Annotated in this window: 25 protein-coding genes; 4 read left to right on the forward strand and 21 right to left on the reverse strand. The window is 69.9% G+C overall.

Going from position 1 to position 24592, the window contains the following annotated elements; translation table 11 throughout:
- Nucleotides 1-5 precede the first annotated feature (5 nt).
- The 10 genes from rpsC to ACZ6BB_RS12865 all read right to left on the reverse strand — a co-directional run bounded on the left by rpsC (nt 6) and on the right by ACZ6BB_RS12865 (nt 5945).
- Nucleotides 6-839, reverse strand: a complete 834-nt coding sequence (rpsC, locus tag ACZ6BB_RS12820; RefSeq protein ID WP_013001414.1) for a 30S ribosomal protein S3 — start codon at nt 837-839, stop codon at nt 6-8.
- Nucleotides 839-1186: a 50S ribosomal protein L22 gene (gene rplV, locus ACZ6BB_RS12825; protein ID WP_004571827.1), complete on the reverse strand. Its 348-nt coding sequence runs from the start codon at nt 1184-1186 to the stop codon at nt 839-841. The genes rpsC and rplV overlap by 1 nt, the downstream gene beginning before the upstream one ends.
- Before the next feature lie 43 nt (nt 1187-1229).
- Nucleotides 1230-1511: a 30S ribosomal protein S19 gene (gene rpsS / locus ACZ6BB_RS12830; protein ID WP_005481224.1), complete on the reverse strand. Its 282-nt coding sequence runs from the start codon at nt 1509-1511 to the stop codon at nt 1230-1232.
- Between the two features lie 12 nt (nt 1512-1523).
- Nucleotides 1524-2360: a 50S ribosomal protein L2 gene (gene rplB / locus ACZ6BB_RS12835; protein ID WP_055517283.1), complete on the reverse strand. Its 837-nt coding sequence runs from the start codon at nt 2358-2360 to the stop codon at nt 1524-1526.
- Nucleotides 2361-2398: 38 nt separating this feature from the next.
- Nucleotides 2399-2818 carry a 50S ribosomal protein L23 gene (gene rplW / locus ACZ6BB_RS12840; RefSeq protein WP_409088565.1) on the reverse strand — a complete coding sequence of 140 codons (420 nt, stop codon included), beginning with the start codon at nt 2816-2818 and terminating at the stop codon, nt 2399-2401.
- The gene (gene rplD / locus ACZ6BB_RS12845) at nt 2818-3477 is read right to left on the reverse strand and encodes a 50S ribosomal protein L4 (protein WP_471615251.1); all 660 of its coding nucleotides are present in this window, start codon (nt 3475-3477) and stop codon (nt 2818-2820) included. Before rplD ends, rplW begins: the two co-directional genes overlap by 1 nt.
- A gap of 7 nt (nt 3478-3484) precedes the next feature.
- Nucleotides 3485-4129: a 50S ribosomal protein L3 gene (rplC, locus tag ACZ6BB_RS12850; RefSeq protein ID WP_020135811.1), complete on the reverse strand. Its 645-nt coding sequence runs from the start codon at nt 4127-4129 to the stop codon at nt 3485-3487.
- A gap of 17 nt (nt 4130-4146) precedes the next feature.
- Entirely contained in the window at nt 4147-4455 is a 309-nt protein-coding gene (rpsJ, locus tag ACZ6BB_RS12855; RefSeq protein WP_003948644.1) for a 30S ribosomal protein S10, read from the reverse strand.
- Between the two features lie 409 nt (nt 4456-4864).
- Nucleotides 4865-5176, reverse strand: a complete 312-nt coding sequence (locus ACZ6BB_RS12860) for a hypothetical protein (protein WP_471615252.1) — start codon at nt 5174-5176, stop codon at nt 4865-4867.
- Between the two features lie 40 nt (nt 5177-5216).
- Nucleotides 5217-5945, reverse strand: a complete 729-nt coding sequence (locus tag ACZ6BB_RS12865; protein ID WP_471615253.1) for a YoaK family protein — start codon at nt 5943-5945, stop codon at nt 5217-5219.
- Nucleotides 5946-6138: 193 nt separating this feature from the next.
- Here ACZ6BB_RS12865 and ACZ6BB_RS12870 point away from each other — a divergent pair, with 193 nt between their 5' ends.
- Nucleotides 6139-7815: an RNA ligase family protein gene (locus tag ACZ6BB_RS12870; RefSeq protein WP_471615254.1), complete on the forward strand. Its 1677-nt coding sequence runs from the start codon at nt 6139-6141 to the stop codon at nt 7813-7815.
- Nucleotides 7816-7821: 6 nt separating this feature from the next.
- Nucleotides 7822-10611: a poly(A) polymerase gene (locus tag ACZ6BB_RS12875; RefSeq protein WP_471615255.1), complete on the forward strand. Its 2790-nt coding sequence runs from the start codon at nt 7822-7824 to the stop codon at nt 10609-10611.
- A 4-nt stretch (nt 10612-10615) separates the two neighbouring features.
- Here the strand turns inward: ACZ6BB_RS12875 and ACZ6BB_RS12880 are convergent, their stop codons facing one another.
- Both ACZ6BB_RS12880 and ACZ6BB_RS12885 read right to left on the reverse strand, forming a co-directional pair.
- A complete protein-coding gene (locus ACZ6BB_RS12880; protein ID WP_471615256.1) occupies nt 10616-11443 on the reverse strand; it encodes a hypothetical protein in 828 nt (275 codons plus the stop codon).
- Between the two features lie 98 nt (nt 11444-11541).
- Nucleotides 11542-11664, reverse strand: coding sequence for a hypothetical protein (locus ACZ6BB_RS12885; protein WP_471615257.1), 123 nt, complete (start codon nt 11662-11664; stop codon nt 11542-11544).
- 232 nt (nt 11665-11896) lie between these two features.
- Here ACZ6BB_RS12885 and ACZ6BB_RS12890 point away from each other — a divergent pair, with 232 nt between their 5' ends.
- A complete protein-coding gene (locus ACZ6BB_RS12890) occupies nt 11897-12775 on the forward strand; it encodes a helix-turn-helix domain-containing protein (RefSeq protein WP_471615258.1) in 879 nt (292 codons plus the stop codon).
- A 49-nt stretch (nt 12776-12824) separates the two neighbouring features.
- Entirely contained in the window at nt 12825-13424 is a 600-nt protein-coding gene (locus ACZ6BB_RS12895; RefSeq protein WP_471615259.1) for a Uma2 family endonuclease, read from the forward strand.
- 24 nt (nt 13425-13448) lie between these two features.
- Here ACZ6BB_RS12895 and ACZ6BB_RS12900 read toward each other — a convergent pair whose 3' ends face one another.
- The 9 genes from ACZ6BB_RS12900 to ACZ6BB_RS12940 form a co-directional block, all read right to left on the reverse strand.
- Complete coding sequence (locus ACZ6BB_RS12900; protein ID WP_471615260.1) at nt 13449-14531, reverse strand: endo-1,4-beta-xylanase; 1083 nt, start codon at nt 14529-14531, stop codon at nt 13449-13451.
- 14 nt (nt 14532-14545) lie between these two features.
- Nucleotides 14546-17725, reverse strand: a complete 3180-nt coding sequence (locus ACZ6BB_RS12905; RefSeq protein ID WP_471615261.1) for a glycosyl hydrolase 115 family protein — start codon at nt 17723-17725, stop codon at nt 14546-14548.
- A 167-nt stretch (nt 17726-17892) separates the two neighbouring features.
- Entirely contained in the window at nt 17893-18474 is a 582-nt protein-coding gene (locus tag ACZ6BB_RS12910) for a hypothetical protein (RefSeq protein ID WP_471615262.1), read from the reverse strand.
- Nucleotides 18471-19025: an RNA polymerase sigma factor gene (locus ACZ6BB_RS12915; protein WP_471615263.1), complete on the reverse strand. Its 555-nt coding sequence runs from the start codon at nt 19023-19025 to the stop codon at nt 18471-18473. Before ACZ6BB_RS12915 ends, ACZ6BB_RS12910 begins: the two co-directional genes overlap by 4 nt.
- 348 nt (nt 19026-19373) lie before the next feature.
- Entirely contained in the window at nt 19374-20567 is a 1194-nt protein-coding gene (gene tuf / locus ACZ6BB_RS12920) for an elongation factor Tu (protein ID WP_013001430.1), read from the reverse strand.
- A 169-nt stretch (nt 20568-20736) separates the two neighbouring features.
- A complete protein-coding gene (gene fusA / locus ACZ6BB_RS12925) occupies nt 20737-22863 on the reverse strand; it encodes an elongation factor G (protein WP_059079068.1) in 2127 nt (708 codons plus the stop codon).
- Nucleotides 22864-22902: 39 nt separating this feature from the next.
- Nucleotides 22903-23373 carry a 30S ribosomal protein S7 gene (gene rpsG, locus ACZ6BB_RS12930; RefSeq protein ID WP_005481264.1) on the reverse strand — a complete coding sequence of 157 codons (471 nt, stop codon included), beginning with the start codon at nt 23371-23373 and terminating at the stop codon, nt 22903-22905.
- 2 nt (nt 23374-23375) lie between these two features.
- Nucleotides 23376-23747 (reverse strand): 30S ribosomal protein S12, encoded by a 372-nt coding sequence (rpsL, locus tag ACZ6BB_RS12935; protein WP_003948652.1) that lies wholly within the window; start codon nt 23745-23747, stop codon nt 23376-23378.
- Nucleotides 23748-24074: 327 nt separating this feature from the next.
- Nucleotides 24075-24554, reverse strand: a complete 480-nt coding sequence (locus ACZ6BB_RS12940; RefSeq protein ID WP_471615264.1) for a DUF1707 and DUF4190 domain-containing protein — start codon at nt 24552-24554, stop codon at nt 24075-24077.
- Nucleotides 24555-24592: the final 38 nt, after the last annotated feature.

Here is a 24592-nt window from a genome sequence, read left to right on the forward strand (position 1 = left end):
GTCCCTCAGGCCTCCGTTCCGGTGCTCTCAGCCGGAGCGGCGGCGGCGGGAGCCTCGGCCTTGGGGGCCTCGGCGCCTGCAGCCTGCTGCGGCTTACGACCGCGACCGCCACGCTCGCCACCGCGGCCACCACGGCCGGCGGGGCGGTCAGCGCCACCACGGGCCGGGCGGTTGCCGGCGCGGGCAGCGGCGTTCTCGGCGCGGACCTCGGCGATGTTCTTGACGTCGCCCTTGTAGATCCAGACCTTCACACCGATGCGGCCGAAGGTCGTCTTGGCCTCGAAGAAGCCGTAGTCCACGTTCGCGCGGAGCGTGTGCAGGGGCACACGGCCCTCGCGGTAGAACTCCGAGCGGGACATCTCGGCGCCACCGAGGCGGCCACCGCACTGGATCTTGATGCCCTTGGCGCCGGCCTTCATCGCCGACTGCATGCTCTTACGCATGGCGCGGCGGAAGGAGACGCGGGAGGAGAGCTGCTCGGCGACGGCCTGAGCAACCAGCTGAGCGTCCGTCTCGGGGTTCTTGACCTCGAGGATGTTCAGCTGGACCTGCTTGCCCGTGAGCTTCTCGAGGTCACCGCGGATGCGGTCGGCCTCGGCGCCACGGCGGCCGATGACGATGCCCGGACGCGCGGTGTGGATGTCCACGCGGACACGGTCACGGGTGCGCTCGATCTCCACCTTCGAGATGCCGGCGCGCTCCATGCCGGACGTCATCATCCGACGGATGGCGACGTCTTCCTTGACGTAGTCCTTGTACAGCTTGTCGGCGTACCAACGCGACTTGAAGTCGGTCGTGACACCGAGCCGGAACCCATGCGGGTTTACCTTCTGGCCCATTACCGGGTTCCTTCCTTGCTGCTGACGACCACGGTGATGTGGCTGGTCCGCTTGCGGATCCGGTAGGCACGGCCCTGGGCGCGCGGACGGAACCGCTTCAGGGTCGGGCCCTCATCGACGTACGCCTCGCTGATGACCAGCGAAGAGGCGTCCGTGTGGTCGTAGTTGTGTGCGGCGTTGGCAATGGCGCTGTCCAGCACCTTGCCGACCGGCACGCTCGCGGCCTGCGGGGCGAAACGCAGGACCGCCTGAGCCTCCGTGGCATCCATGCCACGGATGAGGTCCACCACGCGGCGGGCCTTCATGGGCGTGACGCGGATGTACCGCGCCTGGGCCCTGGCTTCCATGGTTGTCCTTCCAGTGTCTGTCATGGTCGATTCCACCCCGCGTCTAGCGGCGCTTCGACTTCCGGTCGTCCTTGACGTGACCCCGGAAGGTGCGCGTCGGCGAGAACTCGCCGAGCTTGTGGCCGACCATCGACTCGGTGACGAACACCGGAATGTGGGTCTTGCCGTTGTGCACCGCGATCGTGTGGCCGAGCATGGCCGGGATGATCATCGAGCGACGGGACCAGGTCTTGATGACGTTCTTGGTGCCTGCTTCGTTCTGTACGTCCACCTTCTTGATCAGGTGGTCGTCGACGAAGGGCCCCTTCTTGAGACTACGCGGCATCTAAACCCGCTCCTAGCGCTTCTTGTTCGTCTTGCGGCGGCGGACGATGTACTTGTTCGAAGCCTTCTTCGGCGAACGAGTACGACCCTCCTTCTGACCCCAGGGGCTGACCGGGTGGCGACCACCGGAGGTCTTGCCCTCACCACCACCGTGGGGGTGGTCAACCGGGTTCATCGCCACACCACGAACGGTCGGGCGGACGCCCAGCCAGCGCTTGCGGCCGGCCTTGCCCCAGTTGATGTTGCTCTGCTCGGCGTTGCCGACCTCGCCGACGGTGGCGCGGCAGCGCACGTCGACCAGGCGGATCTCACCGGACGGCATGCGGAGGTGGGCGTAGGCGCCCTCCTTCGCGAGCAGCTGCACGGAGGCACCGGCGGAGCGGGCGAACTTGGCGCCGCCACCGGGACGGAGCTCGATCGCGTGGATCGTGGTACCGACCGGGATGTTGCGGAGCGCCAGGTTGTTGCCCGGCTTGATGTCGGCCCCGGGACCGTTCTCCACGCGGTCGCCCTGCTGCAGGTTGCGCGGGGCGAGGATGTAGCGCTTCTCGCCGTCCGCGTAGTGCAGCAGCGCGATGCGCGCGGTGCGGTTGGGGTCGTACTCGATGTGCGCGACCTTCGCCGGCACGCCGTCCTTGTCGTGACGACGGAAGTCGATGACACGGTAGGCGCGCTTGTGTCCGCCACCCTGGTGGCGAACGGTCACACGACCGGCGTTGTTACGGCCGCCCTTGCTGTGCAGCGGGCGGACCAGCGACTTCTCCGGCGTGGACCGCGTGATCTCGACGAAGTCGGCGACGCTGGAGCCGCGACGGCCCGGCGTAGTCGGCTTGTACTTGCGGATTCCCATTTCTCAGTCCTCGTCCGATATCGGACGATCCGACCCGCTTACGCGGTCGGACCGCCGAAGATGTCGATACGGTCGCCCTCGGCAAGGGTCACGATCGCGCGCTTGCTGTCGGCACGCTTGCCGAAGCCCGTGCGGGTCCGCTTGCGCTTGCCCTGGCGGTTGATCGTGTTGACCCCGGTGACCTTGACCGAGAAGACCGCCTGGACGGCCTGCTTGATCTGGGTCTTGTTGGCGCCGGGCGCGACGATGAAGGTGTACTTGCCCTCGTCGAGCAGCGCGTAGCTCTTCTCCGACACGACCGGCTTCAGCAGCACGTCACGGGGGTCCGTGAACGCCTTGCTGGGCGCGGTGACGACGGTGTTCTTGCCCTCGGCCTCGTGGCGCTTCGCCTTGGCGACGCGCGCGGCCTTGGCGGCCTTGGCCGCCTTGGAGGCGATGGAGGGGTGACGGATAGCCATCAGCCTTCAGTCCCTTCGGTGTCGTTGGCCTTGTTCGGGCCGGACACGAAGGACTCCAGGGCACCCTGGGTGAAGACCACATCGTCCGAGACGATCACGTCGTACGTGTTCAGCTGGCCCGGCTCCAGGATGTGCACCTGGGGCAGGTTGCGGGCGGAGAGCCACGCGGCCTCGTCGGCGCGCTCGACGACCAGGAGCAGGTTCTTGCGCTCCGAGATCTTGCCGAACAGCGACCTGGCGGCCTTGGTGGAGGGGTTCTCGCCCTCGATCACGCCGGAGACGACGTGGATGCGGTTGTGACGGGCCCGGTCGGTGAGGGCGTGGCGCAGGGCCGCGGCCTTCATCTTCTTCGGGGTCCGCTGCGAGTAGTCACGCGGCTGCGGGCCGTGGACGACGCCACCACCGGCGAACTGGGGCGCGCGGGTCGAGCCCTGACGGGCGCGGCCGGTGCCCTTCTGCCGGTAAGGCTTCTTACCGCCACCACGGACTTCGCCGCGGGTCTTGGTCTTGTGCGTGCCCTGACGGGCAGCCGCGTTCTGCGCGACGACGACCTGGTGGATCAGCGGGATGCTGACCTTCTCCACGCCGAAGATCTCCGCGGGGAGCTCGACGCTTCCGGTCTTCTCGCCGGCAGGCGAAAGGATGTCAACAGTGCTCATCGGTACCTCAGGCCCCCTTGGCCGCGGTGCGGACCAGGACGAGGCCGCCGTTCGGACCGGGGACAGCGCCCTTGATGAGCAGCAGACCCTTCTCCGCGTCAACGGCGTGGACGGTCAGGTTCTGGGTGGTGACCCGCTCGTTGCCCATGCGACCCGCCATGCGGAGGCCCTTGAACACACGGCCCGGGGTGGCGCAGCCACCGATGGAGCCGGGAGAGCGGTGCTTGCGCTGGGTGCCGTGACCGGCGCCGAGGCCCTTGAAGTTGTGACGCTTCATGACACCGGCGAAGCCCTTGCCCTTGCTCTTGCCGGTCACGTCGACCTTGATGCCGGCCTCGAACACCTCGGCGGTGATCTCCTGGCCGAGGGTGTACTCGCTGGCGTCAGCGGTACGGATCTCGACGAGGTGGCGGCGGGGAGTGACGTCGGCCTTGGCGAAGTGACCCTTGAGGGGCTTGTTCACCTTGCGCGGGTCGATCTCGCCGAAGGCGATCTGGACCGACTCGTAGCCGTCGACATCGTTCGTACGGACCTGGGTCACGACGTTGGGGCCGGCCTTGACGACGGTGACCGGAACAACACGGTTGTTCTCGTCCCACACCTGCGTCATGCCGAGCTTCTCGCCCAGGATTCCCTTGATCTGCTTAGCCATTCTCAGATCACCGACCCTCAGAGCTTGATCTCGATGTCGACACCGGCCGGGAGGTCGAGTCGCATCAGAGAGTCAACGGTCTTGGGCGTCGGGTCGAGGATGTCGATCAGGCGCTTGTGCGTGCGCATCTCGAAGTGCTCGCGCGAGTCCTTGTACTTGTGCGGCGACTTGATGACGCAGTACACGTTCTTCTCAGTGGGCAGCGGCACCGGGCCCGCGACCGACGCACCAGTGCGAGTCACCGTCTCGACGATCTTCTTCGCCGAGGAGTCGATGACCTCGTGGTCGTAGGCCTTGAGCCGGATGCGGATCTTCTGTCCCGCCATGGCTACTCAGTAGTCCTTTGTCTCGTTTAACGCTCTGGAACCCGGTGTTCCGTCACCCGCTCCGCCGACCCACGCGGTCGGGCGTGTCGCGCTTCCGCTGACACAGATGCCCCTTGTCCGAGCATCCCCTGTCCGGGAAACACAGCCCTTCCTGCAGCCGTGGGCCGGGGGCAGAAGCCCACCGGGTGCCTGGTCGGCGCCGCACTGACACTTCCCGAAAGATTCCCGTACGTCCGCTCCAGCGCTGCCGTAAGGCAGTTGGGGCGACGAGTACTGTGGGACTCGCTTCCGGTCCTCCCGGCGGGAGGCGCGCAGCATCAACACTCGACCGAGCAACCCCGCTAGTCTGCCATACGGCCCACCGGCTCCGCCAATCGAGCCGGAGAGATTACCCCGAGAGTGACGCAGGTCAAACCCGGGAGCCGTCGGGGCCCTCGGGGGCGGCGGTATCGGCGGCGCGCGAGGCATCGGCGCAGGTGCTCGTCGGGGCGTCGGCATCGGCGCTCGCCGGGGCGTCGTCCGGGCCGTCCGCCGCGCGATCGGGATAGATGAAGTGGGCCGCCAGGCCGATCGCCCCCAAGGACGTCAGCGCCAGCGCGGTCCGCATCCACCGCATCCCTCCGGTCCAGTCCTGGGGTGCGCCGAGGGCCGCCCAGAGGGCGCCGGTGATTCCGGCGAGTACGAGAACGGCGCCGATGAGGCGGCTCACTGCAAGACTCATGCGTCCATGATCCAACGCGATTTCGCGGGGGTGTTCCGATTCAGCCGGACTCCGACGGCTCCGGCGCACGCCGGCGCGGCAGCGCCCCGTAGAGCGTGCCGAGGGTGAGGACCAGCGCGGTGGGGATCAGCAGGACCAGCGCCGGGTGCACCTCTTCGCGCAGCAGCAGCCAGGCGCCCAGCAGACCGCCGGCGAACATCGCGGCGACCGAGGCGAGGCGGCGGCCCTCGTTCCTGGCGCCCGTCCCGATGTGGCTGTCGGGGTGCGGAGGCAGGCCGCTGAGGAGCGCGGTCAGGGCGCGAGTGGAGACCGTGGTGGGGACGTCCGCGACCCGTGCCCGCAGGGTGGTGACGTTGCGGACACCCATGGCCACGGCGACCAGGGCGACGACGGTGTAGTGGGGGTCGTCCGCCGGGCCGCCCGTCACGTCGAGGCCGGTGCGCCAGGCGACCAGTCCGCCGAGCCCCAGCAGCAGGGCCTCGACGAGCAGCGCGAGGACGAACCAGCGGCGGCCGTGGGCGTCCACGCTCGACTCGAACCGGGAGCCGAGCACGGCGCCAACCGTGAACCCCGCGAACGAGACCCCCGAGGCGGCCGGGGACAGATCGGCGGCGCCGGTGAGCGCGAAGGAGAGGAAGAGGAGGTTCCCGGTCTGCACCGCGGTGAACACCGGGCCCAGCACGAGGAAGCTGACGGCCTCGATCATGCCGGTCGTCAGCGTCAGCGCCACCATGACCGAGGTGAGCCCGACACCCGCTCCGGGCTTCATGCCGGGGCCCGCTTCCTACCGGGACCCGTTGCTGCCGGGACCTGCTGCACGACGGCACCTGCTTCGCGACGGGACCGGCCGCACCCGGCCCGGTTCATAACCGGACCCTAAGCCGCCGGTAATCCGCTCGCCCGCCCCCGCCCGCGCTCCTACGCTGATCAGGTACAGCGGCTGTCACGGGGGAACGTTCACGATGCGTACGCACTATCCGCGGACCCGGCATCTGCCCTGGTCCCCCGGCGCCACCGCCGACGATCTCCGGGTCACCGGCCTGTCCGGCCTGCGCGGCCGCGAGGTCGTCGTGACCGAGAAGCTGGACGGCGAGAACACCACGCTGTACGCCGACGGCCTGCACGCCCGCTCACTGGACTCCGCGCACCACCCCTCCCGTACCTGGGTCAAGGCGCTCCAGGCCCGGATCGGCCACGCGCTCCCGGAGGGCTGGCGGGTGTGCGGCGAGAACATGTTCGCCCGTCACTCCCTCCCCTACGACGACCTGGACAGCTGGTTCTACGGCTTCTCGGTGTGGGACGCGGACGGGCGCTGTCTGGACTGGGACCGGACGGTGGCCTTTCTGCGCGGACTCGGCGTCCCCGTCCCGCCCGTCCTGTGGCGGGGCGTGTTCGACGAGCGGGCGCTGCGCGCGCTGCGGCTGGATCTCGCGCGGCAGGAGGGCTACGTCGTCCGGGTCGTGGACGGCTTCGACGCGCAGGAGTTCGGCGCCCGCGTCGCGAAGTGGGTGCGGGCCGGGCACGTACGGACGGACACGCACTGGATGCACGCGGCCGTCGTCGAGAACGGTCTGGGCACGCGAGCGCCGCTGTGGGCGGTGCGCTCCGGCGCGCACGCCGACGCCGACGCGCTGGCGGAGGCGGTCGGTCTGCCCGGCGAGGGGGACCGGGAGGCCCTCGCCCGCTTCGACGCGGCCGGCCGGCGGACCGGGGACGACCGGCTCGCCGGCGTACTGGCCGCGCTGCTGCACGCGCACGGCCCCGGCGGTCGCCGCGCCCGGCTCGCGGCACGGCTGGCCGGGGTCGTGGGCATGCCGCTCGCGCGCCGGGTCGCCGACCTCGTGGGACTGCACCCCGCGCTGCACCGGCCGTACCCGGATGAGGACCGCCGTACGGGTCTGGCCCGGCTGTCCCTCGCCGCCGATCTCGGGCTGCTGCACGCGGTCGCCCGCGCCACGGCGGCGACGGAGGAGGCGCGCGAGCTGGTGGAGTGGTCGGCGCTGCACGCCGAGGAGGTGCGGCCGCTGGACGAGGGTGCCTTGCGGGAGGCGTTCGCCGGGTTGTCGCCCGACGCGGCGGTCCGGTGCCGGGCCGAGGCGCGCGAGGCGTACGCCCGGGGGCGCGTCGTGGATGCCGAGGGCGCCGTCGCCGCGACCTGGCGCTGGCGGTCCGGGGCCTATCCGGAACTGATCCAGCTGGTCGGGCCGTCGGGCAGCGGCAAGAGCACCTTCGCGCGGGGGCTCGCGGGCGTGGACGCGTATGTCTCACTGGACGATCTGCGCGGGGCGCGGGGCGCGCGCGCCGACCAGCGAGCCAACCCGGACGTGCTGCGCGCGGGGCTCGACCGGCTGGACGCGGCGCTGGCCGCAGGCGGGACGGCGGTGTGGGACGCCACCTCGCTCACCCACCAGCAGCGCTCGCTGGTGCACGCGGTCGCGCAGCGCCGCAACGCGCTGGTCACCCATGCCGTGGTCCTGGTCGAGGAGGACGAGCTGATCCGGCGCGACTCCCGCCGCGAACACCCGGTACCGCCCGAGGTGCTCACCGCGCAGCTGCGCCGCTTCGCCCCGCCGTATCCGGGGGACGCGCACCGCACCTGGTACGTCGGGGCGAGCGGGACAGTAGAGGAAGAGGTCTGAGGAACCGTGCGGACGAGCGAGGAGATCTACCACCGGGTGCGCTGGGACGCGCGCTTCGACCCGGCCCGCTTCGTGCTCGGCGTGCTGCAGCGGGGCGCCGCGCCCAAGCGGGTCCCGCTGCCCGCGTTCGTGCCCGGCGGGGAGATCCCGTGGCACCGGGTGCTGTTCGTCGAGGCGGACGGCGAGGTGGTCTGGGACCGGGCGACGGGCGTGGACCGGATCGACGCGACGGACGCGGGGCGCGTGCGGGAGTCCCGTCTGCTGCGGGCACCGTTCTTCACGGCGCGCACGCCGCACGTGTGGGACGGGGAGCAGTGGGCGCCCACGCGCACCCCCCGACGTCCCGGCGCTGTCGACGAGGGCGGCGTCGCGAGCGTACGGGTGCTGACCTGGAACACTCTCTGGGACCGCTACGACGCCGACCTCATCGACAGCGCCGGACGCAGGCCGCTGCTGCTGCGCGCCCTGCGGGACGCAGAGGTCGACGTGATCGCGCTGCAGGAGGTCGAGGCGGCACTGCTGACGATGCTGCTGCGCGAGCCGTGGGTGCGGGCGGACTGGACGCTGGGGTCCGACCCGCGCGGGCGGGACGTGGAGGAGTGCGGTCTGCTGCTGCTGACCCGGTTGCCGGTGCGCGAGGCCGCGTTCCACGCGCTGGGCCCGCACAAGGCGGTGGCCTCGGTCGTGGTGGAGGCGGGGCAGCGCCCCCTCGTGGTCGCGGCGACGCATCTGAGCAGCGACCACTCCACCGACGGAGCCGGCCGCCGCACCGCCGAACTGGCCCGGATCGCCGAGGGGTTCGCGGCTCTGGACGCCGGTCTCGTCCTGCTGGGCGACTTCAACGACGGCGGCGACACACCCCAGGTGACGCTCGGGATGCGGGACGCCTGGACCGAGACGCACGGCCCGGACGACCTGACCCCGACCTTCGACCCGGTCGCCAACCCGCTGGCGGCGGTCTCGTCCCTGACGGGGCGGGCGTCCCGCCTGGACCGGGTGCTGGTGCGCGGGCCGGGGCTCGCAGTGCGCTCGGCCGAGCTGTACGGGGACACACCCTCGCCGGACGGGCTGTTCGTCTCGGACCACTACGGCGTACGGGCGGAGGTGGGCCCCGGCGCCGCCGAACCCGCCCCCGCGGCGCTGGACGTCCGGCCGACGGCCCGTACGGCCCTGGCGTGGCTCCCTCCGGAGGAGCTGTGGCCGCCACTGCAGGACATCCGGCGCGCGCACGACCCGCAGATCCACCGCTGGCCTCCCCACGTCAACGTCCTCTTCGGCTTCGTACCGGAACACGCCTTCGAGGAGGCGGCCTCGGTGCTCGCCGGGGCCGTGACGGCTCCGTTCGACGTCCGGCTGGAGGGCGTGCACTGGTTCGGCCACCGGGACGACGCGACGGTGTGGCTGGACCCGGCGGCGGCCGGCGAGGGGCCCTGGGCCGAGCTCCACAGCACCCTCGTACGCCACTTTCCGCGCTGCCGGGGCCGTCAGGAGGGCTTCACCCCGCATCTGAGCCTGGGCCGCACCATCGACCCGAACGCCCTGGCCACCGCGTGCGCGGCCCGGCTCGCGCCGCAGTCGGCCAGGGTCGGCGAGCTGGCGCTGCTGTCGCGGCGCGGGGACGAGCCGATGCGGGTGCGGGCGACGGTGAGCCTGGGGACGGGTGAGGTGCGCTGGGCGGAGGAGGCGGTGCCCCACGACAGCGAAAGCGAACGGGACGGCGAGGCCGGCGTGGCCGACCGGGTCACGCGCCTCGTCGCGGACGCGCTCCCCGGCGGTGTCGTCCACGTGGTCGGTTCCCGGCGCATGGGCTGCGCGCTGCCCGGCGCGGACCTGGACCTGGTGGCGGCGCTCCCCGGCACCGTCGAACTCGGTTCCCTGCGAAGGGAGTTGCGCGGGGCCATCGCTGTGCGTGAGGTGGTCGGGGCGCGTGTCCCCGGGCTGCGGCTACGGCTCGACGGCCTCGACGTGGACCTGGCCGTCGTGGCCACCGGGGCGCTGGACCCGGCGGAGGCGGTGGGCCGCCGGGCCGAGCTGGGCGAGGCGGCGGCGATCGCGCTCAGCGCGGTGAGCGACGCGGAGGCGGTGCTCGCCTCGGTGGGCGGGCACGGTCCGGCGTTCGCCGGGCTGGCCAGGCAGGTCAAGGCGTGGGCGCGGGCGCGGGGCCTGGACTCGGCGCCGTTCGGCGGCCTGCCGGGCCTGGCCTGGTCCGTGCTGGCGGCCCGCACGGCGGGCGAGGCGGGAGATCTGCCACCGGCCGACCTGCTGCGGCACTTCTTCGCGACCTGGGCGGCGTGGGACTGGCGCGAGCCGGTCGGCGGCCTCGAAGGGACCCCGGCCCGGCCCCTCACCGTCGCCACCCCGTCCGCCCCGGTGCGTTCCTGCACGGACCAGGTCACGGCGGACATGCGCGATCTGATCACCCAGGAGCTGTTCCGGGCCTGGGAGTTGCTGGAGGAGGGCGCCTCGTGGACCGACGTCCTCGCCCCTCCCCCACTGCACCGCCGCCATGCCGCCTGGGCGGTCGTGACGGCGGGCGAGGGTGCGGACGGGGCCGTGGACGAGGGCCGGGTACGGGGCAGGATGCGGGCCCTGATCACCGACCTCGCGGAGCTGGCTCCCGGCTGCCACGCCTGGCCCCGCCCCTTCACCACGGCCCCCGCCCGCTACGCGATCGGCCTCGGCCCCACCCCGCCGGCCGCCGAGGCCCTGGCCGCCGTGGCGGACCGTCGGCTGCGGGGCCTGGCGGGGGTCACGCTCACGCGGGCGGAGGGCGGCGAGGTGCCGACGCTGGCCTGAGGGGTCAGCGGACGTCGACGTAGACCGCCGAGGTGGTGACGGCGTCGGTCGTGGAGTTGCCGTAGTACACCCAGCGGTAGAAGCCGTCGGCCGAGGCGGTGACCGTGGTGTTCAGGGCGCCGGTGCTGCTGGTGGTGACCTTCTTGACCGTCTTGAAGGAGGTGGCGTCCGAGGCGCGGTACTGGAGGCTGACCGTACGGCCGCTGTAGCCGCCGTACTTCTTGGTGCTCCAGTTCGCCCGGGTCAGCTTGCCCGTGACGGTGATCTTCTTGCCCTTGGTCACGGTCTCCGGCGTGGCGGCGACGGTGGCCCTGGCCGCGCGCTTGAGCTGCACGGTCGTGGACCGGGTCTCGTACTCCTCGGTCTTGAGGCCGCCGCTCGCCTTCCACAGGCGCATCACGACGGCGACCTTCCAGGCCGTGGCGGCGGCGTTGGTGTTCACCTGCTTCCGGCTCGGATGCGGGTCGATGTGGAACTCGCCCTCGCAGCGGGAGTGCTTCGCGTCGATCTCGAAGCAGGTGTAGATGCCCGGGCCGATGTAACCGTCGCCGGTGTCGACGGCCTTGCTCCTGTCACCGCGGTAGATGAAGGGGTGAGCGGTGTAACCGGAGGGCTTGGCAGTGCTCTGCCCCGCCGGCAGAGCGATGTTGAAGGAGATCGGCGGCGCCACCTCCTTCGTCGTGCCGACCACGATGGGCCTGCCCTTGTTGATGACGATGTCCGACACGGTGATACCGGTGTCCGCCGCCTGAGCCGCCGGCGCGTTCAGCACCGAGAGCCCGAGCGCCCCCACGAGCGTGGCCACCGCGACGGTCCGTCTGCCTGACTTCATTCACACCTCTTCGAACTGATGCCCTACAGGAAGCGGCAGAGTACCAAGGGTGAACCCCCGGCGATTCCACTCGTCAGACCCCACAGAACCGCATCGAGTCATGGAGTCATCGAGTTGAAACGCCCCAGTGCGGTGAAGACCTGGAGCGAGATCATCGAGGGCTGCCAGGAACGCAGGCACCGGACCCCGCAGACGCGTGCTCCGGTGGGACGGGCGGTCATTCCTCAAAGAACCTTGGAGAGAAAGAACCCCACCAAACCCCACCCCTCCTCCCGCCCGGCGGGCCATCTCACCCTCGCGGGTGAACATCGCCGACTCGGCTGGATTCGGGGCCGGTTGATGCCCTTACGCTCAGCGCAGCAGCACCCACACAACCGCAGACATGCGACGGCCCCCGCCGGGACGGCAATCCCAGTGCGAGGGCCTGACCACCGAGGAAGTAGGAGCTTCCCGATGGATACGCAGAACCCTAGCGCGCCCTCGCGGGCCCATGCCCGGCTTGCCGACAACAAGCACCCGAAACGGCAGAGCCCGTACGGCGGCGGCCTGACGCACGACCACTCCCGCCACACCACCCGCTTCACGGTGATCGGCAACCACCTGGCCCAGCACCCCGAGCTGTCGCTCCTCGCGATCGGACTGGCCGTGCACATCCAGTCGCTCCCGAAGGGCGCCCGCGTCGACATCAAGACGCTCGCCGGTCGCTTCACGGAGGGAACGACCCGTATCGCCGCCGCCCTGCGCGAACTCGAAGCCCACGGCTACCTGCGCCGCGAACGCGAACGTGTCCCCGGCGGCCGCATCATCACCCGCACGATCTCCTGCAACCAACCCGGCCGCGGCAAGGACCACGCGGAGAGCGAGCCCGTACGCCGCCCGCCAAGGCAGCAGAAGGCACCCCGCAAGCCCCTCCCCGCCGTCCCCCAGCCCGCCCACCGCTCCCCCACCCTCCTCCGGACCGCCACCGACCTCCTCGCCGACCTGCGCCGTACGGACCCCCGCCTCCTCCTCTCGGCCTGCGACGCCGCGCATCTCGCCCCGGGCGTGGCCGCCTGGCTGGAGCGTGACGTCACCCCCACCGCCGTTCGCCACGCCCTGACCGGCGATCTCCCGAACGAGCCCCTCCATCGCCCGGCCGCCCTCCTGGCCCACCGGCTCACGGACCGGTTGCCGCCCCTGCCGCCGTACCGCGCCCCGGCGTCACCGCCACTCGTCCACTACGGAATGACGAACTGCGACGGCTGCGACCGCGGCTTCCGGGGACCGAAGGGGAGCCGCTGCCGCGACTGCGGGCCCACCCACACCACGCCTGACCTCATGGAGTCCACCTAGCATGAACGTGACGATCCTTGCCTCCGGGCACAGACGAGGAGCGAGCGCCATGACCATCACCCCGGACAACGCGCAGCACGGCGCCTCACACCCCTACCGGGCCATGCGGGACTTCGTTCAGTCGATGGACGACACCATCCCCGGCAAATTCGAGATCACCAAGGAAGGGATCGTTCACGACATGCTGTCGCCCAGCGGCCGTCACGAGCTCACGACGCTGCGGCTCCGGAAGCGCCTGGAGAAGGTCATGCCGGAAGAGATCGTGGCCCATACCGGCGAGCCCGATGTGGAGGACGAGCCCGAAAACATCATGCGCCGCCCCGACGTGATGGTGATCGTCGAAGAGGACATGGATGTCGACGGATCCTTCGATCCCCGTTCTCTCATCGCCGCCATCGAGGTCGTCTCACGCTCAAACCCGGACAACGACTGGGTGGGTAAAGCTCGCGATTACCCGCTGATGGGCATTCCCGTCTACGCGATCTTCGACCCCCGCACCGGCACCGGCGCCGTCCTCACCGACATCCACGCCACCCCGGACGGCCCGCGCTACGCCACCCGCAAGGACTTCGTGTACGGCGAGGACGTCACCATCGCGGACTGGACCATCGCCACGGAGAGCCTGCCCCGCTACCCGGACCAGGGCTGAGACCAGGGCTGAGGGCGACGCCGGTCACCTCCCCTCCGCCAGCCCCTCCCGCAGCGCCCCGTACGCCGCCTTCCGCCCGTACGCCTCGTCCATCGGAGTCGCCGCCCCTTCACCGTCGAAGACCCCGGGAACCCACGAATACTTGTCCGTGAACCCCCACACCGTGAACGACGTGCAGCTCCGCGCCCCCAGGCAGGCGTCCAGCAACTGCCGGTAGTAGCTCGCCTGCGTCGCCGACTTCGTCTCGTCCACCGGCAGGATCATCCGCACGTCCACCTCCGTGAACGCCGTCCGCATCCCCAGCGCCCCGAAGCGCGCGAGGTTCTCCGCGACCCGGCCCGGGAAGCCGTACTGGATCGCCAGGTGTCCCTGGGCGCCGAACCCCTGCACCGGCACGCCCTCGGCCCGCAACCGCTTCGCCAGTTCGTAGTACGCCGTGGACTTCGCGTTGACGCCCTCCACGTTGTAGTCGTTGAGGAAGAGCTTCGCCTTCGGGTCGGCGGCGTGCGCCCAGCGGAAGGCGTCCGCGATGTACGACGGCCCCAGCTCACGCAGCCAGATCGAGTTCCGCAGGCTGCCGTCCTCCTCGAAGACCTCGTTCACCACGTCCCACTGCTGGATCTTCCCCTTGTACCGCTTCACCTCGGTCGTGATGTGCTTTCGGAGAATGCCGCGCAGCTCCGTCGCCCCGATCGACCCGTCCGTCACGCCGGCCGTCAGCCAGGCCGGCAGCTGGCTGTGCCAGACCAGGGTGTGCCCGCGCACGACCTGCCCGTTCTTGCGGGCGAAGCGCACCAGATCGTCGGCGGCCTTCCAGTCGTACACCCCCCGCTGCGGCTCCACCGACTCCCACTTCATGGCGTTCTCGGCGGTCACCGAGTCGAACTCCCGGACCGTCGTCCTGCGGTACGTCCGGTCGTCCGCGAGGGCCGCCATGTCGACGGCCGTCCCTATCCGGACGCCGGCGCGCTCGGCCAGCGCCCGCAACGGCGGGCCGGAACGAGTCCCGTGCGCCGAGGCCGGCTGCACGGCCACCGCCGTCGACAGCAGCGCTCCGGCGACCACCCCGAGGACGGGCAGGCGCAAGCGGTTCATGTAGGTCGTCATGTACAAGTCCCTTCTCAGATCCGGTGGCTCTCCAGCGGCCCCAGATACGTCGGTGTCAGCCCGCCCGTGTCGATCACCAGCCGTTGCAGCACCACCGTCGGGTCGACCATCCAGAACGTCAGCCGGTGCACGCCGGGCCCGGCGATCGCGTGCCGGGTCGCCGTCACGTTGACGTTGTCCGAGGTGTTGCGCGCCCACTGCTTGTTCATGAGCCCGTCGTCGGCCCCGGTGACGGCGTTGATGTCGACGACCTGCGGGGCGTCCGCGTCGAAGGAGACGGCGTACCGCAGCCCGCCCGTCGCGAGCGCGGGGTTCCGGGGCGAGACGTACGCCAGCACCGTCACCTCGTCGACGGCCGACAGCAGACTGACCGTGTACTCCAGCCGTGGCCCGGACCCGCCCGGCGTCTGCCGGGCCGCCGTCACCGGCCACGCCGTCACCCCCGCCCCCGTACGCCCGATCCGCTCGATCCGGCGCCAGCCCACCCGCCCGTCGCGCGACCCCACCGCCCGCGTGTGGTGCTCCGCGTCGATCGCCACGTATCCGCCCGCCTCGACGAACCCCCGCAGCTTCCGCGCCTGACGCGCCGACGGCTTCTCCGCGACGGCCTTCACCACGACCGAGGCCCCGGCCCCGCTCACCGTCAGCGATGCCTGCGCGCGCCCCGCCGGCACCCGCCCCCAGTCCACCCGGACACCGACCCGCACCTGCTCCTCGACCCGCCCCCGGGTCCGGTCCACCACCAGCCAGGGCGCCGACGACTCGATCCGGTACGAGAAGGGCGTACGCCCCCGGTTGAAGACCTCCACGTACTGCCGGGGGCCGGTCTGGTAGGGACTGAACGCCGGAAGCACCGCCTCCGCACGGGACCGGGGCCGCCACTCCCCCGAGTCGTCGGCTCCGTCGACCGCCACCCCCAGCTCCGCCGCCCGAGGCACCTCGATCCGGCGCACCGCGGGGAAGATCTCGTCCGGCAGCGCCACGTTGTTGCGCTCCGGCTGCTGCCACCCGGCGTTCGGGCCGTAGCGCTCCACGTCCCCGTACCCGATGTGCGGCTGGGTCTGGAAGCCCCGCCACTTCCCGCCCGCCACCTCGGAGTTGAAGCGGTCGGCCAGCGCGAGATCCTGGGCGAGTCCCGCCTCGGCGGCCTCGGCGCGGCCGTTGGCCGCCGCCCGGCCCTGCCGCGCGTACAGCAGGTTCTGGAACTCCGCCTCCCGTAACCCGTACAGGTTCGCGGTGGCCGCCACCTCGTAGCCGACCAGCTCGAACCAGGCGTCCCGCAGGGCCGCCGGCAGTCGCCGCCCCACCCGGTCGGCCCGCTTGGCCAGCGCCCGCCACTGGTCCGTGACGCGTTCCAGCTCACGGTGCCCGAAGAAGAACGGGGTCGCCCGGTCGTCGTAGACGACCGCCCGCTCGTCCTTCGTGGGGTCCTTCGTCCCGTCGAGGGTGATCCGGCGGTTCAGCAGCTCCGGCTTGCGACGGGCCTGGAGCTGCCCGTACGCGCCCAGCACCTCGGCGATCTCCGCCGCCGCCTCCGCCCCGAAGTTCTGGCGCGCGAAACCCCGCTCCCACTCCTCCAGCTCCTCCGTGCCCCAACGCCCCGGATTCCAGGCGCAGTTCAGGAAGAACTCGGTCGGCAGCTCGTTCCCCTTCAGGTCGCCGACGTTCACCACCCACAGACCGTGGTTGCCGTACGCGTCCGCCTGGTGCAGCTGCTCCCACAGATTCGCGAGGTTCGCCGTGTCGACCCACTTGTAGTTCCGTCCGACACCGACGTAGTCGAAGTGGTAGTACAACCCGTAACCCCCGGGGCGTACGGGCTCCCCCGGGTCCGGATGCCTACGGATGTTCCCCCAGTTGTCGTCCGTGAGGACGACGGTGACGTCCTCCGGCGCCCGCAGTCCCCGGTCCCAGTACCGCTGGACCTCCTTGTAGAGGGTCCACACCTGCGGGGTCTCCTCCGGCGGGCGGCCGGTCACCTCCGCGATGATCCGCCGCTGGGTGTCGATGATCTCCCGCATCAGCTCGATGCCGTCGCCGTCGGGCAGGCTCGTGTCGCCGTTGCCCCGCATGCCCAGCGTGACGACGCCCTCGAAGTCCTCGTCGACCATGCGCCGGATGCCGTCCCGCCAGTACGCCCTGATGGCCTCGGCGTTCCGGCGGTACGACCACTCCCCGGTGCCCCCGTAGGGGTCCCGGCCGGGAGTCACCACCGTGCCCGCGCTGTCGCGCACCGCGGGCACGGCGTGACGGTTCCACTCCTCGATGCCCCGCATCATGGGCGCCTCATGCGACGTGCCCATGACAACGCCGTACAGCTTCGCCCGCGCGTGGTTCTCCGGGTCGTCCTCGGCGAAGGCCCGCCCCCACACCGCCGGCCAGACGTAGTTCCCCTTCAGCCGCAGCAGCACCTCGAAGACCTTCGCCCAGAAGTCCGCGGTGAAGCCCCCGGGGTGCCCCGGCGCCTTTCCGGGCCCGAAGTACGCCGGCGCCCACGTCCCGAGCGCCGGGTTCTCGTCGTTGATGAAGACCCCGCGGTACTTCACGGCCGGCGTGCCCTGCCCGAACCGGCCCGGCCGCACGTACACCGCGTCCCGGTGCACCGGCGGCACGTCGTCCCACCAGTACCAGGGCGAGACACCGAGGCCGTACGACACGTCGTACGCCCCGAAGATCGTGCCGCGCTGATCGCTGCCGGCGATGACGAAGGCCCGCCGCACCCCGGGCATCGGCCGCTCTACGACCGTCTGCAGAGAGGTCTCCCACCTCCCCCGCACCCCGTCGACGTCCAGCTTCCCGGCGGCGATCAGACCGTCGATCAGCGGGCTCCGCCCGATCGTCCCCACCAGCACGACCTCGGCCGCCGTCTCGTCCCCGGGCCGTACCCCGGTCACCCGCTCGATGTCGTCCCGCAGATCCCCCGCGACCCGTACGACTCCGGGGTGATCCTCGGGGCTGACCACCACCGGAGCGCCGACCAGCGCGAACGCCCCCGGCACGGGCGTGAAGGAGAGGTACGCGCCGGGATCGGTGACCCTCGGCCCACCCGACTCACCCACAACCGACTCACCCAGCACACCCGGCCCGCCGCCCACCGGCGCCTCCTCCGCCCGCGCCACCCCCGGCAGAGCGGGCACCACGGCGAGCCCCGCACCCGCTCCCAGAACGGTTCTCCGACTGACGTCCGCGGACATGCCACACCCCTCGACCGGTCATCCCAAGGCTGAATTTGCTCAGCGCCATGACAAATGGTGGAGGGAGTGAAGCGAGGGGACAACGGGTCGTACGCGCCGAATAGTTTCGAAGACCGAAGCCCCGAGCGGCCCGCACGGTCGACGCCGTGCGGGCCGCTCGGCCTACTTCACTTCAAGGACTCCTCGAGCCACTTCGCCCCTTCGTAGGGCACTTCCCTGCAGGGCTTCGCCTTCCCCTTGACCACGTACATGCTCCCCGCCGGGCTGACCGAGCCCTTGATCGGCTCCGGATCCTCGAAGACCATCGTGTCGCCAGGACGCAAGGTGTACGTCCAGAGGGCGTCCGGGTCCGTGACCTTCTGGGGCCCCGGCGACACCCCGCGCGGCTTCGCGCAGACGAAGCCGCTCCTGGGACTGTCGAAGCTCGTCCGAATACCGACGTCATGCAGTCGCTCTGCCAGCTCGCCCCGGTACTCCCAGAGCGCGAGTTCCTCACCGGTCACGGTGACACTGCCGTTCCCGTTCCGCTCGACGGCGTACGCGTTGGACCCGCCGGTCGACGACGGCAGCCCCACCACCACCGCCGCCGCCGCGACACACGCCGCGAGGGCGACGAGCACGCGCCGCGTGGTGATCGTGCGGCGGATCACGGGCCCGGGCTCGGGCACGTCCTCGGCCCGCAGCGCGATCTCGCGCCGGAGCTCGTCCAGCAACCGGTCCTCGAAGGTCTTCGTCGTCCTGGTGCTCATGCCTCTCCCCCTGCGTAGGTGAGTGCCGCCGCGTGCTCGCCGTTCCCTCCGGCCGCCGAGCGCAGCGCCCTGCGGGCCCGGTGCAGCCGTACGCGTGCCGTGACCTTGCGTATCCCCAGCGCCGTGGCGGCCTCGGTGACGCTCAGCTGGTCGACGGCGACCAGCTCCACGACCGCGCGCTCCCCCTCGGGCAGCCCCTCCAGCGCGGCCAGCGCCCGCCGTCCGGCCGCCTCCGCGTCGAGCTTGTCCTCCAGTCGGCCGATGTCGTCGGCCTCCAGCAGCCGTCGGCCGGCGATTCGGTTGCCGAGCACGTTCTGCCGCGCGCTGCGTCGCGCCTCCGCCGCCACCACGTTGCGCGCGATGCCGTAGAGCCAGGCCGTCTCGCTCCCGAGTTCGGGGCGGTACGCGCGGGCGGAGTCGATCACCGCGAGGAAGGTCTCGGCGGTGAGATCAGCGACGGTGTGCGGATCGGTGACCCGCCGGGCCATGAAGCGGGTGACGGCGTCGACATGACGGCGATAGAAGACCTCGAAGGCCTCCGGGTCGTACATGCCTCCCGGCGGACCGCCGCGGCCTCTGCTGTCCGGTGCCAAGGTACGTACCTCCCGTGGTCGGTCGTGCTGTCACTTGTACTTGGACCGGGGCGGGAAAGGCGTTACAGGAAGGGCGTCGCAGGCGAGGCATCACGGGCGAGCATCGCAAGAAAAGCGTCGCGGGAAGGGCGTCACAGGCGAGGCACCGCAGGAGAAGCGTCGCGGGCAGGGCACCGCAGGAGGGTCACAGGAAAGGCGTCGGGGAAACAGAAGAGGCCCGTACGACCGAAGTCGTACGGGCCCTTCAGAGAACTACCGAGTCCTCAGACCCAACCGGGTCCTCAGACCTACCGGGTCAGTTCAAGATCACTTCGTGATCTTGATGACCTGGCCGGCGCCCACGGTCCGGCCACCCTCACGGATGGCGAACTTCAGGCCCTCTTCCATGGCGATGGGCTGAATGAGCTCAACCTTCATCTCCGTGTTGTCGCCGGGCATGACCATCTCGGTGCCCTCGGGGAGGGTCACGACGCCGGTCACGTCCGTCGTACGGAAGTAGAACTGCGGACGGTAGTTGTTGAAGAACGGCGTGTGGCGGCCACCCTCGTCCTTGGACAGGATGTAGGCCTGGGCCTCGAACTCGGTGTGCGGCGTGACCGAACCGGGCTTGATGATGACCTGGCCGCGCTCGACGTCCTCGCGCTTGATGCCACGGAGGAGCAGACCGACGTTCTCACCGGCCTGGCCCTCGTCGAGCAGCTTGCGGAACATCTCGATGCCGGTGACCGTGGTGGTGGTCTTCTCCTGCTTGATACCGACGATGTCGACGGTCTCGTTGACCTTGAGGACACCACGCTCGATACGGCCGGTGACGACGGTGCCACGACCGGTGATCGTGAAGACGTCCTCGATCGGCATCAGGAACGGCTTGTCGACGTCACGCTCGGGCTGCGGGATGTTCTCGTCGACGGCCTTCATCAGCTCGAGGACGGAGTTGCCCCACTCCTTGTCGCCCTCGAGCGCCTTGAGCGCCGAGACCTTGACGACCGGCAGGTCGTCGCCCGGGAACTCGTACTCGGAGAGCAGCTCACGGACCTCGAGCTCGACGAGCTCCAGGATCTCCTCGTCGTCCACCATGTCGGCCTTGTTCAGGGCGACGACGATGTACGGAACGCCGACCTGGCGGGCCAGGAGCACGTGCTCCTTGGTCTGCGGCATCGGGCCGTCGGTGGCGGCGACGACGAGAATGGCGCCGTCCATCTGCGCCGCACCCGTGATCATGTTCTTGATGTAGTCCGCGTGACCGGGGCAGTCGACGTGGGCGTAGTGACGGGTCTCCGTCTGGTACTCGACGTGCGCGATGGAGATGGTGATACCGCGCTGGCGCTCCTCGGGAGCCTTGTCGATCTGGTCGAACGCCGAGGCCTCGTTCAGGTCCGGGAACGCGTCGTGCAGCACCTTGGTAATGGCGGCCGTGAGGGTCGTCTTACCGTGGTCGATGTGACCGATGGTGCCGATGTTGACGTGCGGCTTAGTCCGCTCGAACTTCGCCTTCGCCACGGGGGTCCTCCTGGGAGTGGTTCTGGAACGCCTTGCTTCATCGGCGCCAGGTGATCTTTGCTGGAAAGTCCGGGTCCTTGGGCAAACACCCGTGTTCGCGGGTGTTTGCCCCCTGAGGCTCCGGAGTCAAGCCTAAAGCGTGTGGACGCGGTGCGTGGAACGCGGTGCGTTACTCGCCCTTGGCCTTCGCGATGATCTCCTCGGCGACGTTCCGCGGAACCTCGGCGTAGGAGTCGAACTGCATCGAGTAGCTTGCGCGACCCGAGGTCTTGCTGCGGAGGTCTCCGACGTAGCCGAACATCTCCGAGAGGGGCACGAGGCCCTTCACGACGCGGGCACCAGCCCGCTCCTCCATGGCCTGAATCTGACCACGGCGGGAGTTGATGTCACCGATGACCTCACCCATGTAGTCCTCGGGCGTGGTGACCTCGACGGCCATCATCGGCTCAAGGAGCACGGGGGACGCCTTGCGCGCGGCCTCCTTGAAGGCCTGCGAACCGGCGATCTTGAAGGCGAGCTCGGAGGAGTCGACCTCGTGGTAGCCACCGTCGATGAGCGTGACGCGGACGCCCGTCATCTCGTAGCCCGCCAGGATGCCGAACTGCATGGCCTCCTGCGCACCGGCGTCCACCGAAGGGATGTACTCCTTCGGGATACGGCCACCGGTGACCTTGTTCACGAACTCGTACGAGGCGTCGCCGCCCTCGATCGGCTCGATCGCGATCTGCACCTTGGCGAACTGGCCGGTACCACCAGTCTGCTTCTTGTGCGTGTAGTCGACGCGCTCGACGGCCTTGCGGATCGTCTCGCGGTAGGCGACCTGCGGCTTGCCGACGTTGGCCTCGACCTTGAACTCACGGCGCATACGGTCGACCAGCACCTCGAGGTGCAGCTCGCCCATACCACCGATGATGGTCTGCCCGGTCTCCTCGTCCGAGTGGACCTGGAAGGAGGGGTCCTCCTCCGCGAGACGCTGGATGGCGACACCCAGCTTCTCCTGGTCACCCTTGGACTTGGGCTCGATGGCGACCTGGATGACCGGCGCCGGGAAGTCCATGGACTCCAGGATCACCGGCTGCTTGTCGTCGCACAGCGTCTCACCGGTCGTGGTCTGCTTCAGACCCATGACGGCGATGATGTCGCCGGCGCCCACCGACTCGATCTCCTCACGCTTGTTCGCGTGCATACGGTAGATCTTGCCGATGCGCTCCTTCTTGCCCTTGACGGAGTTCAGCACGGCGGTGCCGGACTCCAGGCGGCCCGAGTAGACCCGGACGAAGGTGAGCTTGCCGAGGTGCGGGTCGCTCATGATCTTGAACGCCAGCGCGGACAGCGGCTCGTCGTCGGACGGCTTGCGCTTGACGACCTCCTCCGGGTCGTTCACGGCGTGGCCCTCGATGGCCTCGACGTCGAGCGGGGTGGGGAGGTAGCGCACGACCGCGTCGAGCAGGGGCTGGACGCCCTTGTTCTTGAACGCGGTGCCACAGAACACCGGGGTGACCGTGACGCCGTCGGACTTGCCGGACGCGATGGTGATGCGACGGATCGCGGCGTACAGCTGCTCCTCGGTGGGCTCCTGGCCCTCCAGGAACAGCTCCATGATCTCGTCGTCGTTCTCCGCGACGGCCTCGACCAGCTTGCCGCGGTACTCCTCGGCAGCCTCGGTGTGCGTGGCCGGGATGTCGACGACGTCGTACATCTCGCCCTTGGCAGCCTCGGCGGACCACACGAGCGCCTTCATGCGGACCAGGTCCACGACACCCTTGAAGTCGGCCTCGGCGCCGATCGGCAGCTGCATGACGAGCGGGACGGCACCCAGGCGGCTGGAGATCATGTCCACACAGCGGTGGAACTCCGCGCCGGTACGGTCCAGCTTGTTCACGAAGCAGATGCGCGGCACGCCGTAGCGGTCGGCCTGACGCCACACGGTCTCGGACTGCGGCTCGACACCGGCGACACCGTCGAACACCGTGACGGCACCGTCGAGCACGCGGAGCGAACGCTCCACCTCGACCGTGAAGTCGACGTGACCCGGGGTGTCGATGATGTTGATCGTGTAGTCGTTGTCCTCGAGCGGCCAGTGACAGGTGGTGGCAGCAGAGGTGATCGTGATGCCACGCTCCTGCTCCTGCTCCATCCAGTCCATGGTGGCAGCGCCGTCGTGGACCTCACCGATCTTGTAGCTGACGCCGGTGTAGAAGAGGATCCGCTCGGTGGTGGTCGTCTTGCCCGCGTCGATGTGGGCCATGATCCCGATGTTGCGGACCCTGGCCAGGTCAAGTGAAGTGGTAGCCATAAGGCTTCGGTCTTCTCTCGGTCTCGATGGGGGTAGCGACTACCAGCGGTAGTGCGCGAAGGCCTTGTTGGACTCGGCCATCTTGTGGGTGTCCTCGCGCTTCTTCACAGCGGCACCGAGGCCGTTGGACGCGTCGAGAAGCTCGTTGAGCAGACGCTCGGTCATGGTCTTCTCGCGACGGGCGCGGGAGTAACCGACCAGCCAGCGCAGCGCGAGCGTGTTGGCACGACCGGGCTTGACCTCGATCGGAACCTGGTACGTCGCACCACCGACACGGCGGGACTTGACCTCGAGGGTCGGCTTGATGTTCTCCAGAGCGCGCTTCAGCGTGATGACCGGGTCGTTGCTGGTCTTCTCGCGCAGGCCCTCCATGGCGCCGTACACGATGCGCTCGGCGGTGGAGCGCTTGCCGTTCAGCAGCACCTTGTTGATCAGCGACGTGACAAGAGGAGAACCGTAGACCGGGTCGATGATGACCGGGCGCTTCGGGGCGGGGCCCTTACGAGGCATTCTTACTTCTCCTTCTTGGCGCCGTAGCGGCTGCGGGCCTGCTTGCGGTTCTTGACACCCTGGGTGTCAAGCGAACCGCGGATGATCTTGTAGCGAACACCGGGCAGGTCCTTCACACGGCCGCCGCGCACGAGCACGATGGAGTGCTCCTGCAGGTTGTGTCCCTCACCCGGAATGTAAGCGGTGACCTCGATCCCGCTGGTCAGACGCACACGCGCGACCTTACGCAGGGCCGAGTTCGGCTTCTTCGGGGTGGTCGTGAACACACGCGTGCAGACGCCACGACGCTGGGGCGAACCCTCGAGTGCGGGCGTCTTGTTCTTCTCGACCTTGTCCTGCCGGCCCTTACGGACCAGCTGCTGGATCGTAGGCACTACTTCTCCGGTTTCTGTGTGCCGAATGGTGAAGCTAACCTGGAACATTCGCCGACCCACGCGGTCGGGTGTGTCGAAACTGCAGACTCCCGCCGCAAGGCAGAAAGGGCGCAGAGTACGGCGGCCGCTTACGGCTCCCCCTGTGCGGTTGAAGGCACGCACGAGAGCCAGGGCACACCCCAGGCACAAGGTCTGAGCGTACCTACCTCATTCGCTACGGTCAAAACAAATGGGCGGGCGGTGGTTTGAGGAGGGGGCGCCCGCACGGCGGAACCGGCGCCCGGAAGGGTCCCGCGTCCCTCCCGAACTCCTGGACACGGCCCCGGATCAGGGGTTCGCGGACGTCTCCAGAATGGCGATGAGGAGGAGGAAGAGACCCCAGCCGGCCACGGAGAGCCAGCCGAGGATGATCCCGGCCAGCGCGAAGCCGTCGCCCCCCTCGCCCGTACGCCTGATCTCGGCGCGGGCTGTGTGGCCGAGAATGACCGCGGGAATGCCGGTGAGCCCCATCGTCATGGTGGTGAGCACACCGCACACCATGGAACCCACGGCCTTGCCGTTGGTCGCCGGCGGCGGCAGGGGCGCCGGCATGAACGTCCTGGGCACCGGGGCGCCCATAGCGGTCGGCTGCATCCCCGAGGGGCCCTGGGGCAGGTCGGCGACCAGAAGGGACAGCTCCCCCACTGTGCGCGCCTTGTAGGCCCTCTCCACGCGCCTCTCGTACTCGTCCTGCGGCAGGCGGCCCTCGCTGAACCCTGCCTTCAGTACATCCACGGCACGCTCACGGTCGGCGTGTGCGGCGAGCATCGAAGGACTACTGCCCTGCGCCTGCTGCCAAGGAATCG

The organism is Streptomyces sp. NPDC041108 (assembly GCF_055592645.1).